We start from the raw sequence: 16720 nt of genomic DNA on the forward strand, positions 1-16720 counted from the left end.
AGGCAGTACCCATGAGCAATAATGTAATAGGCGAACACAGCCGCGTAACCCTGCACTTCAGCCTCAAGCTGGACGACGGTTCTGAAATTGACTCCAACTTTGATGGCGATCCGGCCACTTTTATTGTGGGCGATGGCAATCTGCTGCCGGGTTTTGAGCAGGCGCTTTTTGGCCTCACGGCCGGTGATGAAGCGGAAATTGAAGTGCCGCCGGAGGCTGGTTTTGGTCAGCGCAACCCCTCCAATATCCAGAAGGTAAAACGCGGTCACTTCTCTCCGGATATCGAACTGGAAGAAGGTCTGGTGATCTCTTTTGATAACGGCAGTGGCGAATTGCCCGGTGTGATTCGTGAAATCGGTGACGACGAAGTGGAAGTCGACTTCAATCACCCCCTGGCCGGCCAGACGGTGTTCTTCCACGTAAAAATTCTCGAAGTGGCCTCGGTCAACTGATTTCAGCTTAGACAGGTCAAGGACTGAGTAGTATGCAGATTCGCCTCGCCAATCCCCGCGGTTTCTGTGCCGGTGTCGATCGCGCTATCGACATCGTCAACCGAGCCCTGGATGTTTTCGGTGCGCCCATCTATGTGCGCCACGAAGTCGTGCACAACAAATTTGTGGTCGACAGCCTGCGTGAGCGCGGCGCCGTGTTTGTGGATGAGCTGGACGAAGTGCCGGATGATGTAATCGTCATCTTCAGCGCCCACGGCGTATCCAAAGCGGTGCAGCAGGAAGCGGCCGACCGCGGCCTCAAGGTATTCGATGCAACCTGTCCGCTGGTGACCAAAGTACACATGGAAGTGAGCAAGTTCAGTAGCGACGGCAGCGAGTGCATTCTGATCGGTCACGAAGGTCACCCGGAAGTAGAGGGCACCATGGGCCAGTATGACACTAGCTGTGGTGGTGCCATCTATCTGGTGGAAGATGAGCAGGATGTTTCCGAACTGAAGGTCAAAGACCCCGACAACCTGACCTTCGTCACCCAGACCACGCTCTCTGTAGACGACACCTCCCGGGTAATCGACGCCCTACGAGCCAAGTTCCCCAATATCCGCGGCCCGCGCAAAGACGATATCTGCTATGCCACGCAGAACCGCCAGGACGCCGTGCGGCAATTGGCACTGGAATGCGACCTGGTCCTGGTCGTGGGTAGTCCCAACAGTTCAAATTCCAACCGATTGCGTGAACTGGCAGAGCGCTGTGGAACCGATGCTTATCTGATTGATGGTCCAGATTGTGTGGAATCCAGCTGGTTGGTTGGTAAGAAAGTTATCGGGATTACCGCGGGAGCATCGGCGCCAGAGGTACTAGTCGAAAGGGTGATCCAAAAGCTGCGGGATCTTGGGGCAGACATCCCGGACGAAGTGGCCGGAATCCCGGAAAACATCAGTTTCAGCCTGCCGAAAGAGTTACGGGGCTGACCCGCTCTGTCTGCCCGTTAGCAGTCTTCCACAGAAATACGCTGCTGCCGAACTCTTCCTGTGTTGGCGAGGGTTAGTTTATAACCTCCTTGGCCATTTGCAGAGCAAATCGTAAAGCTACCCATTCCCAGCGCACCGCCGGACAGTGTTCCGGCGGTGCGACTTTCCCCTGTGCCGACAAAAGAAACATAATTGGCTAGAGGGCCATTCGCCTTTATCTCGACGCCTTTTATTGGATTGCCGATTGCTATAGCTGGCTCGTCGCCGTCCCTCTCGCCGTCAAAATCCCGGTCATAAAAAATCTCCCAGCCCGCTTCCCAGTTACCAATTTTTCGCAGTGTGGCTCGGCGGTTGGTTGTAACCGCTTTGTTTCGAGTCAGTTGTATCGCTTGTAGTAGTTGGTCTGCTGCCGCTCTAGTACGGCTAGCTTCGATCTGCTCACCAATCCTGGGGGTGGCCACGAGGAGCAAAACCGACAAAATACTCAGCGTAATCAATAACTCAATTAAAGTAAGACCTCGTTCACACATGTCCTTCCCTGGTCGTTAAGTTTATTACTCAGGTCATCTTCCTGATGACCGTTCGTGCTGTCCTGGGCACCGCTCATCGGTGGGTTGAACCCTTGATGAAGGTGCCGTGGTAGGCTTCGCCAAAATTATCATTGCCCTAATTGCATATCTAGAGCACAAGAGGGGCCCTGACAGCGTGTGATGTAGTACGCGCCAGAAAGTTTGGTTCTGTGGTCCCATTTTGATTGCCATATAGGCAATTGGCCTTTTATAGGGGCGGTCACGGATAAGAAGATACAAATTGATAACATTATGCTGCTTTTGGATTGGGGGATTCACTCATGGGGTATAGGCAGAAGGGGTTAACCCTTATTGAGTTAATGGTCACCATCGCGGTATTGGCCATTGTGGTGGCTATTGCAATACCCAGCTTCAATACATTGATTGCCAACAGCCGTGCACTTTCCACTGGTGAAGAATTGATCAGCGCGCTGAACTATGCCCGTGCTGAGTCCATCAAACGAGGAGACCGGGTAACCCTTTGCGGAACAACAAATGGCACGGCCTGTAACGGAACCTGGGCAAATGACTGGATTGTAGTGGCCGATGATGCTGCAACAGATGATGCTGCCAGCCCCGTGGTGGGCGGGGTGTTGCGGTTTTGGGTGGGCCCGAAGAAGGGCGCGGCTGTAACGGAAGCCGGTGCGGCGACATTTGTTCGTTTTACGCGAAAAGGAACCCTCGGTAACAGTGGCGGGGGAACAATAACCCTTACTGCTGCTGCAAGTGGTTGCAGTGGTAACTCGGCGCGGCAAGTAACCGTTGGTATTGCCGGTGTTCTTAGTGGGCAGCGGACGACACAAGGATGCTCCTGATTATGCACAACACCATCTACAACCAGCGAGGCGCAGGTCTTATTGAAGTCCTGGTTACGGTTTTGATTCTCGGTACTTCATTGCTTGCCCTGGCTGCTCTGCAAAGCAAATCTTTGCAGTACAACCACAGTGCCTACCTGCGCTCTCAAGCGAACATTCTCGCTTACGACATTCTTGATCGTGTGCGGATCAACCGGAAGAACGTGGGTAGCTACAACCAGAAAATGGATGCAGCCAAGCCTGCCGGGGGCACTGTGGCATCCAATGATATAAGAGACTGGTTAACGACCATTGAAACCATGCTTCCCGGAGCAGACGGCGCCGTGACCTGCGATGCGAACAGTTTATGCACCGTAGAGATTCAATGGGCAGAACAAAGTAGCTCCGGCGAAAAAACCGAAGAGCAGGGCTCTTTCGTTTACACCACCCAAATTTGAGACGCCAGATGAAAAATTTGTCTAAGCAGAGCGGCATTTCCCTGGTCGAGTTGATGATCTCCATCACCATCGGCCTGATTCTTATGACGGGTGTCGTCCAGTTATTTCTTTCCAGTCGCGCAACGTTTAGCACCCAGCAGGGGCTCGCTCGTGTACAGGAAACCGGGCGCCTGGCCGTAGAGTTTCTGGCCGAAGATATCCGCATGGCAGGGTATATGGGGTGTATGAGCAAGAAACTGAACTTTACCAACACGCTCAATGATTCCGATACCGTAGCATTTGATTTCGAAATTGGCATTGAGGGGCTCGACAACGTTGGGGCGACTGTCGACGACGGGTACCCGGACAACATCATTCAGGGTACCGATGTCCTTGTAGTTCGTGGTGCCAATGGTAACGGGATCGGTGTAACGAGGAACAACGAATCAGGCCAGCTGTTTGCGGAAAATAGTGGCGTCGCAGCAACCTGCGATGACAAGGAAGCGAGTTTTAGCGGTCTTTGCGAAAACGATATCCTGGTTGTCTCCGATTGTCAGAAAGCTCGAGTGTTCCAGGCTACCAACCTGACGGCTACCGGAGGGGCGGTTGAAATCAATATTGTGCACTCCAAAGATGGCAGCGCTGAACCCGGGAATAACGTTGCCTCTTGGGGCGGGAATTCATCCAAAGATCCTGATGAAAAGTTTGGGCCTGATTCCCAGATCATCAAAATGAATACCATGGTTTACTACATTGCGAACGGTACATCGGGAATTCCCAGCCTGTTCCGGTCGGTGAATGGCAGCGCCGGACAGGAACTTCTGGAAGGTGTACAGAACCTGCAAATTACTTACGGCCGTGATACTAACAGTGACAAAGTACCGGACGATTACCAGACCGCAACGGAAGTTGGTACTGCATGGGAAGAAGTTACATCGGTACGATTGGAATTACTGGTACAGAGTACTGAAGATAATGTACTCGAAGATCCTCAACCTTATACATTTAACGGTGCAACGGAGAATAGTCCGGGCGACCGGCGTCTACGGCAGGTCTTCATTAATACCGTGGGTATCCGCAGTCGCCTCCCCTGATCAGAATAGGACGAGTATGAATAATTCAATGCGTATGTCTTCACAGCGGGGGATGACCCTTATAGTTGGGCTAATCATGGTTCTGCTGATGACGGTAGTCGGCATGGCTGCCATTCGTGGGAGTGGAATGCAGGAAATGATGGCCGGCAATATGCGTGATCGAAATCTCGCCTTTCAGGCTGCTGAAGCGGCCTTACGGCAAGGGGAGGATGATGTTGCTGGTGATACTCTACCTGCATTCACTGGTAGTGGCTATTACGCCGATCTCGACAACTCGAGCAACTCTGGATACTGGTCGACGACATTCGACTGGACGGATACCAATGCCAAAAGAACCGACCTGAGCTTGAAGTGGGTTTCTGCTGAACCACAGTATGTTGTGGAAGAGGTCGTCAGCACCGTGGTGAAAGGTTCGGAAGGCGGCGCAATCGACTTTCTTGAAACTCTAAAATCAGAAGAGACCGTGTTTTACCGGGTAACCAGCCGGGGTGCTGGCGGTTCCGCTGATTCTGTTGTCATCCTGCAGTCTACCTATAAAAGATAAAAAACACCGAAATTATCAAGAGAAATAACATGAAATGGCTCGCATCTAAAGCGCGATTGTTAACAAAGTTGACTACGGCAATTCTCTCTATCGGTGTTGCTCACAGCGTGCATTCTCTGGAATTGTCTCAGTCCCCGCTGTTCCTGGCTCAGCCAGTCAAGCCGTTAGTAATGCTGAATATGTCGAATGATCATCAGCTGTATTTTAAAGCGTATGATGACTATACCGATATTAATGATGATGATAAGGGTATTGCTGATACCACTTACATGAACACTTATGACTATTATGGCTACTTTGATAGTAGCAAGTGTTACAGCTACGAAAGCGGTGTGTTTAATCCAAAAAGTATCACTACTGATCACCGCTGTACGACAGTGGGGGGCGGCGACTGGAGTGGCAACTTCCTCAACTGGGTGTCCATGACCCGAATGGATGCTGTGCGGAAAATATTGTATGGAGGGAAGCGAAAAAGCGATACCGCTACCGAAACGATTCTTGAGCGTGCCTATATCCCTTCAGACGCACACGCTTTCGCCAAGTACTACGGCGGCAGTGATTTGGCAGACTTTACTCCATTTACCTACACATCTGATGCGTCAAATCCCGAAAAGCAGGGAATCACTTTCTGTAATGTGACCTATGCAGAAAAAGGTTTATCGCAGAATATAGATGAGCCGCCACTAATCCGCGCAAAGCTCGGCAACTACTCACTGTGGGCGAGCAATCAGGCTTTTCAGTGCATGTGGAGTAACAGTGGCGGTACCAAATTTGATTTGCTCTCCGATTATGGAATGGACTCTTATGTCGGAGCCCCAAGCAAGCCCGCGATCAGTACTGATGGTGGTGAATACTATGCCAGGGTGAAGGTTTGTGATAGCAGTGTTGGGCTTGAAGAAAATTGCCGCTCATATCCCAGTGGCAATTCAAAGCCGACTGGGCTACTGCAAAAGTATGGTGAAAAAGACGAAATCCATTTCGGGCTTATAACCGGCTCTTATGACAAGAATAAATCTGGCGGTGTACTAAGGAAAAATATTGGAAGCCTCGCAAACGAAATTGCCGTTGCTACCGATGGCACCTTTGTCAACCCTGTAGATAGCGGCAGTATTATCGGCACTTTGAATAAGCTGCGGATATCGCGCTACGATCATGAGAGTGGACAATATGTGAGCTCGGATAGCTGTAATTGGGGGCTCGCTTCCTTCCCCGACGGGGATTGTTCTAACTGGGGTAATCCACAGTCGGAAATTTATCTGGAGTCTCTCAAGTACCTGGCAGGTGAGTCTGCGACTGCGGCATTCCTGGCGGATGACTCCGGATATATTCCCAATTTGAGTCGTCGTGATTGGGTAAAACCTGTCGATAGTACCAATTACTGTGCGGCAACAAGCATTATCCAGTTCAACGCGTCCACCAGCTCTTATGACAATGATCAGCTGGGCGGGGCTACGCTCGTATCGACTACTGATATTGAGTCCTGGACAAACAAAATCGGGGATGCTGAAAAGATCCACAATGGAAGTTATTTTGTGGGCGAAGCGAGCAATTCAGAAAAGAATCAGCTGTGCACCGCAAAAACGGTTGGAAGCTTGTCGGCTGTACAAGGCACCTGTCCTGATGCTCCGCGCTTAGAGGGCTCTTATAATCTGGCCGGCCTTGCATATTACGCTCGGGCCAATGATATCCAGAGCTCACTTACCGGGGTTCAGAACGTAACTACCTATGGTGTGGCGCTTGCACCCGCGGTGCCGAAAGTTGAAGTGCCAACGGACGCAGGGAAGGTGACCATCTTGCCGGCCTGTCGAAATAAGTCCACCAGACTCTACTCTGAATGGGGCGAGGGTGCAGTGGAACACGGCAACTGTGCCATTGTGGATTTCAAGATCTTACAACAGTCTGCGGATGGCAAGTCCGGAACTCTCTATGTGAACTGGGAAGACAGTGAGCAGGGGGGAGACTATGACCTGGATATGTGGGGGATCATTGCTTATTCGGCTATGGGAGACTCGATTAGCGTAACTACCCGGGTGATGGCCCAGGCCGCCTCACATGTCATCGGTTTCGGTTATGTCATCAGTGGAACGGAAGATGACGGATTTCATGTGAAGTCTGGAATCAACAATTTTACCTACCCGGGAACTGATTGCACGGCTTCTGGCGACTGTACTTGCCTGGCTGACGGTAATGATGGAACCGGGGGCAACGGAATCTGTATTAACGCAAAATCAGGTACCAAGACCTTTAAAGTCGGTGGCTCTAGCGCAAAATTGTTGGAGCAGCCGCTTTACTACGCGGCCAAGTGGGGCGGATACAGTGACAGTGAAGACGGCGTAGCCCCGAGTGTCGATGCAATTGCCGCTGGCGGTGCCGAAAATTATTTTTATGCGATTGAGCCGTCAGAACTCGAGGAAAATCTCGGGGAAGCACTGGAGCGAGTGGCTTCTGCCGCTGGATCAGCCTCTTCTGTTGCGGCCAACTCCACCCGCTTGGGTACGGATACCGTAATTTATCAAGCGCTGTTTGACAGCTCTGACTGGCATGGCGAACTAAAAGCTCTCAAGCTGATTACTAAAACCATCGAAAAAGATGATGGCACCCTGGAGAAGGTTACCACCATAGGGGATGAGGTTTGGTCGACCAGCGATGCGAGTTTTACGCCTTTGGCATCCAGAAAAGTATTTACTTATAGCAAAGGTGATGGTGCAGTATTTGCCTGGGATCAATTGTCAGATGCGCAAAAGCAGGCACTGATGGGAGAAGGCAGTACGGATGAAGAGGCTGGTAAAGCTGTTCTTAATTGGGTGCGAGGCTCCGACCAGGAGGGTCTGAGAGATCGTGAAACATTGTTGGGTGATATTGTAAATTCGAGTCCGGTATTTGCAGGGCGTAAAAATTACAATTTCCAACTCTTGCCTGACACTATGGGCGGGCACAAGTATCAAGCCTATATGGCCACTAAATTAACCCGGAAAGAGGTTGTTTATGTGGGGGCAAATGATGGAATGCTGCACGCGTTTGATGCCAGTTCAGGAAAAGAGCTCTTTGCGTATGTGCCCTCAGGTGTTTACTCAAAATTGAAGGATTTGGCGTCACCGAATTACGGTACAGGCAGTAATCCGCATAAGTACAATGTCGATGGCCCGCTGTTCGTCGGTGATGCATATGTCGGTGGTGAATGGAAAAATATCCTGGTCGGAACACTCGGCGCCGGTGGTCGGGGGGTATTTGCATTGGATGTTACCGATCCAACGAGCTTTGATGAGGATGATATTCTTTTCGAGCTCAGTGAAACTGATTTTTCCGGCGCATTGGGTAATGTACTGGAGCAGCCTGTCATTGCGCCAACGGAAGATGGGTGGAAGCTGTTTTTTGGAAACGGCTACAACTCGTCTGAAGAGAAGGCCCGCCTGTTCGTGGTGGATCTCGTTAACCCCCTCACTGCTTCTGATGTAGTGGAGGCCAGCACTGCGGGTTCGAATGGCTTGTCCGGCGCGGCTCTTTTGACCGACGGCACTGGTGCGGTTGTTGCTGCTTACGGCGGTGACCTACTGGGTAATATGTGGAAGTTTGAGGCGGGCAAGAGTGGCAATGATATTGAGTGGCAGGTCGCGCTCTCTGGTAGCCCGTTATTCACGGCAAAATACCCATCGGCGGACCCAAATGTCGCTGATCAGGTTCAGCCGATCACTGCTACACCAACGCTTGGGCTAAACCGGAGTAAGCAAAATGCGATTATGGTGTACTTCGGGACGGGCAGCTACCTGACTGGCGCGGACAACAGTGCCGTGGGTGTCAATAGCGTATATGCGATCGCGGATCAGGGAAGTGCTGTATCCAGCCGTAGTAACTTGATGCAGAAGACAATTTCGGAGTCCGGTGATACACGCGTTGTCCAAAACAATGATGATACCAGTTGGTGGGCGTCGAAAGATGGTTGGTATATGGACTTTTCGACCGCGGCGGGAGAACGTGTAACTAGTAAGCCGCTATTGGAGCATGACCGCCTTTTGTTCCCAACGCTAATCCCGTCGACAGACCCCTGTGCATTTGGCGGAAGTGGCTGGATGATGGAGATAATCGCGGTTGGGGATCAGGACAATACGCACTCCATATTCGGTGAGGACGGGGCGAAAACAGAGTACGCCATTATTGGCTATTCCGGAGTTATCCGCGATCGCGATAGAATTATCCTTACTACAAACGATATTAAGGGTAATCCTGACGCACACGACGGTGATGCGCCACCCGATGCCATTGGTCGTATGTCCTGGCGTCAACTGCGTTAATAAGGTAACTGGCAATGAAAATACAAAAAGGTTTTACCCTGATTGAGCTGATGATTGTTGTGGCAATTATCGGCATTATCTCGGCTATTGCGTATCCCTCGTATATGGAATCGGTACGTAAGAGTAATCGCGCAGATGCAAAGGCGAGCCTGAATGATGTATCGCAGCGGCTTCAGCGTTGTTTCACAGCCTATAACAGCTATGTGCACGATAGCTGTGCCGTAGGCAAGTCGCTCGATGGTGGCGGCACTGTGTCTTCTGGGGAAAACCTGTACACGATAGCGGCAGATGGTGGCGATGACATTGATGCGACCACATTTACCCTGACCGCTACGCCGGTAGTGGGGACCTCACAAGCTGGAGATAAAAAGTGCGAAACATTGACACTGAGTCAGGCCGGGGTTCAGGGCGCTACCGGATCTGACGCCGCGAATTGCTGGTGAGGCGACTTAAATCGCTATATATAACTGACCCGGCTATTGCCGGGTCAGTCGTTTTCAAGCCCTAGTTTTTTCAACCGATACCGCAACGACCGAAAACTAATCCCCAACTTCTCCGCCGCGGCTGTCCTGTTCCAGCGGGTTTCATTCAGCGCACTTTCTATGGCTTCGCGCTCGATGGTTTGCAGGAAGTCATCCAGCGTTTCGTAGTCCGAGGCGGAAAACTGTTCGGGGTAGGTGGTGGTCGTCGTCAAGGTCCCAATTTGAGTGGCCGGTTGTTCGTGGCTTCTGGGCGGTACATACGCCAGGTCGGCCACCGGGTAGCTGCTGGTGTCACCGGACACGGGGATGGGGATGGGGCTCTCTGCGTGCAGCAGTAGATCACTGGCTCTGAGGGTGTTGCTTTCGCAGAGAGTGAGGGCTCGCTCGAGGATGTTTTCCAGCTCACGGAGGTTGCCAGGGAAGTCGTACGCCTGCAGCGCACTGACCGCATCCTGGGCTGCTTTCGGGGGCGCCCCCTTGCTATCTGCCGTCAGGCGGCGCAGGAGGTTGCGTGTCAGTAGCGGGATGTCTTCAAGCCGATGGCGCAGTGCGGGAACGGCAACTTCTATGACGTTGATACGGTAAAACAGGTCGCTGCGAAAGCGGCCGCTGCGCACCTCACTGACCAGATGTTTGTGCGAGGCGCTCAGGATGCGGATATCGAGCTCAGTGAACTCGCTACTGCCGACCGGAGCAAAACGTTTTTCCTGTATTGCCGCCAGCAGCTTGACCTGAAGCTCAAGCGGCAATTCAGTAATTTCATCCAGGAACAGCGTGCCACCGTTGGCAGTGTGCAAAACGCCTTCGGTTTTTTCCGTCGCTTTGTCTATTCCGAATAATGCTCTTTCAAGTCGCTCTGCCGGAGTGGCGGCGCAATGCAGTATTGCGAATGCATTGTTGGCCCTTGGCCCCTGGAGATGAATACTGCGAGCAGTCAGTTCTTTACCGGAGCCGGGTTCGCCCTGGATATGCACCGGGGCATCGCTGCGGGCTATTTTTTCTATCTGTGAACGCAGTTGCTGAATGGCCGGGGATTGCCCCTGCAGCAGCGGCGGAAACTCCTGCCGCTCAATATCGCGGTCTTCATTCAGTCGCAGGGCCAGTTGTACCAGCGCGCGCAATCGCTCCAGGTCGACGGGTTTGCTGACAAAGTCAAAGGCTCCGAGCTTGAGTGCGCTAATGGCGGTATCCATATTGCCATGGGCGGTAATGACGGCGACAGGGAGGGCTTGATCTGGTGAGCGATCCTGGATCTGTTCTACGAGTTGCAGGCCATCGCCATCGGGCAGGCGCATATCCGTAAGACAGAAATCGTATTGTTTTTCATTGAGGCGACGATTGGCTTCGGCGACAGACATGGCGACATCCGCGCGCACGTTCATGCGTCGCAGAGTCATTGAGATCAAGTCGCAGATGTCGGGCTCGTCATCTACAACCAGGGCAATCGGTTGTCGCTCGGCCATGGTAGATAGCAGTGAAATTTATTTTTGTTGCGCGTTCAGAAAACCTGTTCCGCGTGGGCAAATTCTACTCTGAAGCAGCTGTGATTGTCTTGGTTGCGACAGTAATAAAGATTTGCCCGGGTAGATTCACAGAGTTCGCGGGCAATATAGAGCCCTAATCCGGCACCAGAAGTCTGGGTGGTGAAAAAAGGTTCAAATATCTGATCTTTGTGTTCATCCGCAACCCCCGGGCCAAAATCCTGAACCTCCAGGCGGGCACATTCCCGGGACACTACAAAACTGACAGTTACGACTACCTCCGCCCTGCCGGTGGCGATGTGTGAGTGCCGCACGGCATTGTTGCAGAGGTTGGTGACGACCTGGGTCATTTGGTGCGGGTCGAAACGCGCGTAGATCGGGTGTGATGGTGTCTCCAGTGTAATGCGGGTTTCCGCCGGCATTCCCGCGCGGTAATCCGTCAGGAACTGTTCAATCCAAACACACAGGTCCTGCAGTTGAGGTTCAGTCATTTGGCGGCGAGAAAGCTGCATGACATCCTCGACGATTCGGTTGACCCGTTGGCTGTGACGAAAAATGATCTCGGTCAGCTGCCGGTCTTCGTCGCTAATGGAATCGGATTCCGCAAGTAGTTGCGCGGCGTGGCTGATGGCACCCAGGGGATTGCGCACTTCGTGGGCAATGGAGCCGGTCAGGCGACCGAGTGAGGCGAGTTTCAGTTGCTGGGCCTGTTGTGACAATTTGCGGTTGTCTTCGAGAAAAACCAGTGTGCTTTTTTTGGATTCGTTGGAGAGGCTGGTGATGCTAGCGCGAAGCTGGCTGTGCCCGGCCCCCTCGACAAGGCCACTGTGGGCCCCCGATTGTTTGCGCAAACTGTTCAATGCACGATTAAACTTCGGGCTGAGACTACCTCCGGCTATGCGGTTGATACCGAGTAATTGCTGTGCGGAGCGGTTGATCAGCTCGGCATTTCCCTGCCCATCGAGTACCAGAACACCGGTGTGCATCTGGGCCACGATCTGTTGGGTAAGTCGCTGTAAATGCGCGGCTTGCCGACGTTCCTGTTCGGCCTTCTGGTTGGCGAGGCGGATGTGGGTCGAGAGATACTGGAGTGCGGTTACACCGGTAAACAGTAATATTCCGAGACTGCCCGCGGAAACGATATCCTGGGTTTCCGCCTGGCCGATCAGTATCCCGAACAACTGTTGCGCAATGACCGCGATACTGGTGATGGCGGCGAGGAAGGCCCCCATGCGTTTGTCCAGCAGTAGAGAGCCCACCGCGCAGGTGGTGAGCAATAGGTAGCCGACACCGGAATCCAGGCCACCACTGGCCTGGATCAACAGCAGAAAGGCGATGATATCGCAGCTGAGGATGCTGCCGATGCGCAGTGGCGTGGTCAGGAAGCGGCCAGGGTAGAGAAAAAGCAGCCAGGCGATATTGAGCACCGCATAGGTAATGGCGGTGTTCAGGTACAGGGCCGGGTACAGGGTGCCGACGGTGCCGCGGCTGATACCGGATGCAAACAGTCCCAGCAGGATGAGCGCAATTGCTACCCGGTACCAGGCGTATATTTTGAGCAGGTCCCGCTGTCGCAGGCGCGGGCGGATCAATTCCGCAGTAGCTGGGGTATTTTGTTGCGGCGGGGTTATGTCCCTGTGCAGGGGGTCACCTGAGGCGGTTTGGCTGCTCACTTTTTATTCTCATTCTGGGGGCGCGTCCGGCGAATGCCGCGCAGATGTTGTGCACCCAGTGGGCATGGCTACAATAGCGGCCTCAATCCAACGGGGTAAAAAGATGTCTACTTTGCAGCTAGTGCTGGCGCAAATCAATCTGCTGGTGGGAGATATCCCCGGGAATACCGACCAGATAGTCGAAGTCGCCCGCAGGGCCCACCGCGAGCACGGCGCTGACCTGGTGCTGTTCCCTGAGCTGACGCTCTGTGGTTATCCGCCAGAAGACCTGCTTTTGCGCCCCAGTATGCAAAAGCGCATAGATGATGCTCTGGCCAAGCTGCTGCAGGCGGATCTGCCCTGCGCAGTTCTGCTGGGCTACCCGCGGCTGGTAGCGGGCACGGTGTTGAACATGGCCGGCTTGATCCAGAACGGTGAGCTGGCGGCGGAATACGCGAAGCAGAAGCTGCCCAATTACCAGGTGTTTGACGAGCTGCGCTATTTCGTACCCGGCGATCAGGCCTGTGTGGTGGACATTAAAGGAATTCCCACCGCCATCACCATCTGCGAAGACATCTGGCACCCGGAACCCGTGGTGCAGGCGGAGCGGGCGGGTGCCAAATTAATGCTCAATATCAACGCTTCACCCTTCCACCGGGGTAAGGCCCAGGAACGGCTGGCCCTGCTGGGGCGCCAGGCGCAAGCGGGCAAGATGCCCATCGTGTACGTCAACTCCGTTGGCGGCCAGGATGAGCTGGTGTTTGACGGCGGCTCCTTTGCGGTCGACAAAGACGGTGAGTTGCGCGCGCGTGCCCCTGAATTTGTGGAGAGCCTGCTGCCGGTCACGGTGAATGTCGACAGTAAAGGCGATGGTGATGGCAATGAAGTGTCTCTGGCACCAGGTAACGACGCCAAACCCCTGCCTGATCTGGCATCGGTGTATCAGGCACTGGTGCTGGGCGTGCGCGATTACGTTAACAAAAATGGCTTCAAGGGCGTGGTCCTGGGGCTGTCCGGGGGCATCGACTCGGCGCTGACCCTGGCGATTGCGGTGGATGCGCTGGGGCCGGATCGGGTGGAAGCGGTGATGATGCCTTTCCGCTATACCTCCGACCTGTCGAAGAATGATGCCGCGGATCAGGCCAGGCGCCTGGGTATCCACTATCGGGTCATTGGCATCGAAGGGATTTTCGATGCCAGTATGAAGGCGCTGGAAGGTGAATTTGCCGGCAGTGAACGGGATACCACGGAAGAGAATCTGCAGGCCCGTGCCCGCGGTATGTTGCTGATGGCTATTTCCAACAAAAAGGGCTTTATGGTGCTCACTACCGGCAACAAAAGTGAAATGTCCGTGGGGTACGCGACCCTCTACGGGGATATGGTTGGCGGCTACAATGCCCTGAAAGATGTGCCAAAAATCCTTGTGTATGAGTTGTCCCGCTACCGCAACAGTGTCTCCGAAGTGATTCCGGAAACCGTCATTACCCGCGAGCCCAGTGCCGAGCTGGCACCGGACCAGGTGGATTCTGACAGCTTGCCCCCCTATGAGGTGCTGGATGAAATCCTGCGCCTGTACATCGATCGGGATATGAGTGCCACGGCGATTATTGCCAAGGGATTTGATGAGGAAGTGGTGATGCGGGTGGTGCGTTTGGTGGACCGCAACGAATACAAGCGCCGCCAGGCGGCGGTGGGCGTGCGGATTTCCGAGCGCGGCTTCGGGCGCGACCGCCGCTACCCGATCACCAATGGCTGGAAGGCCGGGGAGTAAAGCCCGCCGCTAAAATTGCGCCATTAAAAAAGGCCCCCGCAGTGTCACTGCGGGGGCCTTTTTGTCAGCCTTGAGCGATGGGCTTTACAGCTCCGGCGGAAGAGGTGCGTCTTCGGCGCGGTACTCCGCATTGTACAGCTCGCGGCTGTCAAATCCGCGCGGGTCGGACTTTTCGAACAGGCCGAGGGTAATGCGGTGGATAAAGCTGCGGCCGCTGGCGCCGGCGTAGTATCTGTAGTTGAAGGTACCATCATCGCGGAAGGCCGGGTGATGGGGGTAGTTGGTGCGCAGTACGTTCAGCGAGGTGGCTTCCAGCTGCGGCATTTCCAGCAGGTGGTAGGACTGCACCATGACTGCCAGGGCATCTGGCACTGCCGGTGTCTGCTGGAAGTTTTCCACTACATAGCGACCGCGGTTGGCGGCGGCCAGGTAGGCGTTGCGCTTGAAGTAGTAGTTGGCCACGTGGATTTCATAGCGCGCCAGCAGGTTGCGCAGGTGGATCATGCGCTTCTGGGCGTCCGGTGCATAGCGGCTTTCCGGATAGCGGGCCATCAATTGCGCGAAATAGGCGAAGGACTCGCGGGCAGACCCCGGGTCGCGGCGCGTCATGTCGGTGGGCAAAAAGCGCTCAAACAGGCCGCTGCCTTCCGTAAACGACGCCAGGCCTTTCATGTAGTAGGCGTAATCCACATTGCGATGCTGCGGGTGCAGGCGTATAAAACGGTCCGCCGCGGAAATGGCGGCATCGTTCTGGTAATCGCGGTAATAGGCGTAAATCAGTTCCAGCTGGGCCTGTTCGGCGTAGTTGCCGAAGGGGAAGTTGTCTTCCAGGGCCCGCAGATTCTTGATCGCCAGCTCCCACTGGCTGGATTTCAGCTGTCGCTGGGCAGCTTCATAGAAGGCCTGCTCGGTGCGATTGCCGGAGGGAAGCCCCTCTTCCTCTTCGTCGGTACTGGCGCACGAGGCCACAAAAACGGCCAGCAGAACCAACCACAGGGTTTTCCAGGCCTGATTATTCCAAGACCACATTGCCCCACGCTCTATCATTATTTGTCTCAACCTTATTAAACTAGCCGCCCTAAAATTCACCGGGGGCTGAAGGGCAGCTATTTAACCACAGCGCCCCGCCAGCCCAAAGTATTAGACCCTCTCGGATGAGCAATCAAATACATATCGATATCGAAGTGCCCGCGGAGTGCGCGGGCCAGAGGTTTGACCAGATCGCAGCGGATTTGATCCCTGATTATTCCCGCGCGCGCCTGCAGGCCTGGATAAAAGGCGGCCAACTCACTGTAGATGGCCGTACTGGCAAGCCCAAAGACAAGCTGTTCGGCGGAGAAAGCCTGCAGTTGCGGGCCGAACTCGAGCCCCAGGGCGAGTGGCTGCCACAGGACATGGACCTGAATATCGTCTTTGAAGACGACAGCCTGCTGGTGATCAATAAACCGGCAGGCCTGGTAGTGCACCCCGCTGCGGGCAACCCGGATGGCACGCTGTTGAACGGCTTGTTAGCCCACTGCCCCGGCCAGCACCAGATCCCCCGTGCCGGCATAGTGCACCGCCTGGACAAGGACACCAGTGGCCTGATGGTAGTGGCCAAGACGTTGCCGGCCCAAACCGCCCTGGTGGATCAGCTCAAGGCGCGCACGGTCAGCCGCCAGTACGATGCCATAGTGCAGGGCAACATGCGGGTCGGCGGTACCGTGGATGCCCCAATGGGACGCCACCGGCAGAATCGTCTCAAAATGGCGGTGCTGGACTTTGGCGGTAAGGAAGCAATTACTCACTACCGTGTGCAAGAGCGGTTCCGCGCCCACACCCTGGTACGTTGCCAGCTGGAAACCGGTCGCACCCACCAGATTCGGGTGCATATGGCGCATATTCGCCACTCGTTGATTGGCGATCCTTTGTATGGGGGGCGCAGCAAACTGCCGCCGGGTGCCGCTCCGGAATTGATCGCAGCCCTGCAGCAGTTTCCACGCCAGGCCCTGCACGCCGCCGAGTTGGCTCTGATTCATCCGCAAACCGGTGAATCCATGCACTGGTCGACGCCCATGCCTGAGGATATGCTGCAGCTTCTCGAGTACCTGCGGGACGATAAAGACTGACCCCGGCACTCTAACTTCTCAATCACACACTGCGTGACTTTCGACGGAACCACCTTAGTCGGAACCACCCTAGTAGGAA

Annotated in this window: 14 protein-coding genes; 10 read left to right on the plus strand and 4 right to left on the minus strand. The window is 54.2% G+C overall.

What is annotated here, in order from left to right; all coding sequences use genetic code 11:
- Positions 1-11 precede the first annotated feature (11 nt).
- Positions 12-452 (plus strand): peptidylprolyl isomerase, encoded by a 441-nt coding sequence (locus M0G74_RS16005; RefSeq protein WP_160154510.1) that lies wholly within the window; start codon positions 12-14, stop codon positions 450-452.
- Between the two features lie 32 nt (positions 453-484).
- Positions 485-1420, plus strand: a complete 936-nt coding sequence (ispH, locus tag M0G74_RS16010) for a 4-hydroxy-3-methylbut-2-enyl diphosphate reductase (protein ID WP_248219472.1) — start codon at positions 485-487, stop codon at positions 1418-1420.
- 17 nt (positions 1421-1437) lie between these two features.
- On the opposite strand, the gene M0G74_RS16015 is transcribed toward ispH, so the two are convergent.
- Positions 1438-1950 (minus strand): GspH/FimT family protein, encoded by a 513-nt coding sequence (locus tag M0G74_RS16015; RefSeq protein WP_248219473.1) that lies wholly within the window; start codon positions 1948-1950, stop codon positions 1438-1440.
- A 320-nt stretch (positions 1951-2270) separates the two neighbouring features.
- Between M0G74_RS16015 and M0G74_RS16020 the strand changes: the two genes are divergently transcribed.
- From M0G74_RS16020 to M0G74_RS16050, 6 genes are read left to right on the plus strand one after another with little or no spacing between them, the layout of a single operon-like run.
- Positions 2271-2804, plus strand: a complete 534-nt coding sequence (locus M0G74_RS16020) for a GspH/FimT family pseudopilin (protein ID WP_248219474.1) — start codon at positions 2271-2273, stop codon at positions 2802-2804.
- Between the two features lie 2 nt (positions 2805-2806).
- On the plus strand, positions 2807-3241 hold the full coding sequence (gene pilV / locus M0G74_RS16025; protein WP_248219476.1) for a type IV pilus modification protein PilV: 435 nt from the start codon (positions 2807-2809) through the stop codon (positions 3239-3241).
- An 8-nt stretch (positions 3242-3249) separates the two neighbouring features.
- Positions 3250-4314, plus strand: a complete 1065-nt coding sequence (locus tag M0G74_RS16030; protein WP_248219478.1) for a PilW family protein — start codon at positions 3250-3252, stop codon at positions 4312-4314.
- A 16-nt stretch (positions 4315-4330) separates the two neighbouring features.
- A complete protein-coding gene (locus M0G74_RS16035; RefSeq protein ID WP_248219480.1) occupies positions 4331-4858 on the plus strand; it encodes a PilX N-terminal domain-containing pilus assembly protein in 528 nt (175 codons plus the stop codon).
- Between the two features lie 29 nt (positions 4859-4887).
- The gene (locus tag M0G74_RS16040; RefSeq protein WP_248219483.1) at positions 4888-9147 is read left to right on the plus strand and encodes a PilC/PilY family type IV pilus protein; all 4260 of its coding nucleotides are present in this window, start codon (positions 4888-4890) and stop codon (positions 9145-9147) included.
- 14 nt (positions 9148-9161) lie between these two features.
- A complete protein-coding gene (locus M0G74_RS16050) occupies positions 9162-9590 on the plus strand; it encodes a type IV pilin protein (RefSeq protein WP_282450247.1) in 429 nt (142 codons plus the stop codon).
- Positions 9591-9634: 44 nt separating this feature from the next.
- Here M0G74_RS16050 and M0G74_RS16055 read toward each other — a convergent pair whose 3' ends face one another.
- Together M0G74_RS16055 and M0G74_RS16060 are read right to left on the minus strand one after the other, a co-directional pair.
- A complete protein-coding gene (locus M0G74_RS16055) occupies positions 9635-11092 on the minus strand; it encodes a sigma-54 dependent transcriptional regulator (protein ID WP_248219487.1) in 1458 nt (485 codons plus the stop codon).
- Between the two features lie 35 nt (positions 11093-11127).
- The gene (locus tag M0G74_RS16060; RefSeq protein ID WP_248219488.1) at positions 11128-12783 is read right to left on the minus strand and encodes an ATP-binding protein; all 1656 of its coding nucleotides are present in this window, start codon (positions 12781-12783) and stop codon (positions 11128-11130) included.
- 103 nt (positions 12784-12886) lie between these two features.
- Between M0G74_RS16060 and M0G74_RS16065 the strand changes: the two genes are divergently transcribed.
- Positions 12887-14533, plus strand: coding sequence for an NAD+ synthase (locus M0G74_RS16065; protein ID WP_248219491.1), 1647 nt, complete (start codon positions 12887-12889; stop codon positions 14531-14533).
- Positions 14534-14617: 84 nt separating this feature from the next.
- On the opposite strand, the gene M0G74_RS16070 is transcribed toward M0G74_RS16065, so the two are convergent.
- On the minus strand, positions 14618-15562 hold the full coding sequence (locus tag M0G74_RS16070; protein ID WP_248219494.1) for an outer membrane protein assembly factor BamD: 945 nt from the start codon (positions 15560-15562) through the stop codon (positions 14618-14620).
- Between the two features lie 125 nt (positions 15563-15687).
- On the opposite strand from M0G74_RS16070, the gene rluD reads away from it, so the two are divergent.
- The gene (rluD, locus tag M0G74_RS16075; protein ID WP_248219499.1) at positions 15688-16641 is read left to right on the plus strand and encodes a 23S rRNA pseudouridine(1911/1915/1917) synthase RluD; all 954 of its coding nucleotides are present in this window, start codon (positions 15688-15690) and stop codon (positions 16639-16641) included.
- Positions 16642-16720 lie beyond the last annotated feature (79 nt).

It is taken from the genome of Microbulbifer sp. CAU 1566 (assembly GCF_023156515.1).
In the GTDB taxonomy this organism is placed as follows: Bacteria; Pseudomonadota; Gammaproteobacteria; order Pseudomonadales; family Cellvibrionaceae; genus Microbulbifer.

Coding starts and splice junctions, on each gene's coding strand:
- M0G74_RS16005 (WP_160154510.1), top strand. CDS start 12: ATGAGCAATAATGTAATAGGCGAACACAGCCGCGTAACCCTGCACTTC.
- ispH (WP_248219472.1), top strand. CDS start 485: ATGCAGATTCGCCTCGCCAATCCCCGCGGTTTCTGTGCCGGTGTCGAT.
- M0G74_RS16015 (WP_248219473.1), bottom strand. CDS start 1,950: ATGTGTGAACGAGGTCTTACTTTAATTGAGTTATTGATTACGCTGAGT.
- M0G74_RS16020 (WP_248219474.1), top strand. CDS start 2,271: ATGGGGTATAGGCAGAAGGGGTTAACCCTTATTGAGTTAATGGTCACC.
- pilV (WP_248219476.1), top strand. CDS start 2,807: ATGCACAACACCATCTACAACCAGCGAGGCGCAGGTCTTATTGAAGTC.
- M0G74_RS16030 (WP_248219478.1), top strand. CDS start 3,250: ATGAAAAATTTGTCTAAGCAGAGCGGCATTTCCCTGGTCGAGTTGATG.
- M0G74_RS16035 (WP_248219480.1), top strand. CDS start 4,331: ATGAATAATTCAATGCGTATGTCTTCACAGCGGGGGATGACCCTTATA.
- M0G74_RS16040 (WP_248219483.1), top strand. CDS start 4,888: ATGAAATGGCTCGCATCTAAAGCGCGATTGTTAACAAAGTTGACTACG.
- M0G74_RS16050 (WP_282450247.1), top strand. CDS start 9,162: ATGAAAATACAAAAAGGTTTTACCCTGATTGAGCTGATGATTGTTGTG.
- M0G74_RS16055 (WP_248219487.1), bottom strand. CDS start 11,092: ATGGCCGAGCGACAACCGATTGCCCTGGTTGTAGATGACGAGCCCGAC.
- M0G74_RS16065 (WP_248219491.1), top strand. CDS start 12,887: ATGTCTACTTTGCAGCTAGTGCTGGCGCAAATCAATCTGCTGGTGGGA.
- M0G74_RS16070 (WP_248219494.1), bottom strand. CDS start 15,562: ATGTGGTCTTGGAATAATCAGGCCTGGAAAACCCTGTGGTTGGTTCTG.
- rluD (WP_248219499.1), top strand. CDS start 15,688: ATGAGCAATCAAATACATATCGATATCGAAGTGCCCGCGGAGTGCGCG.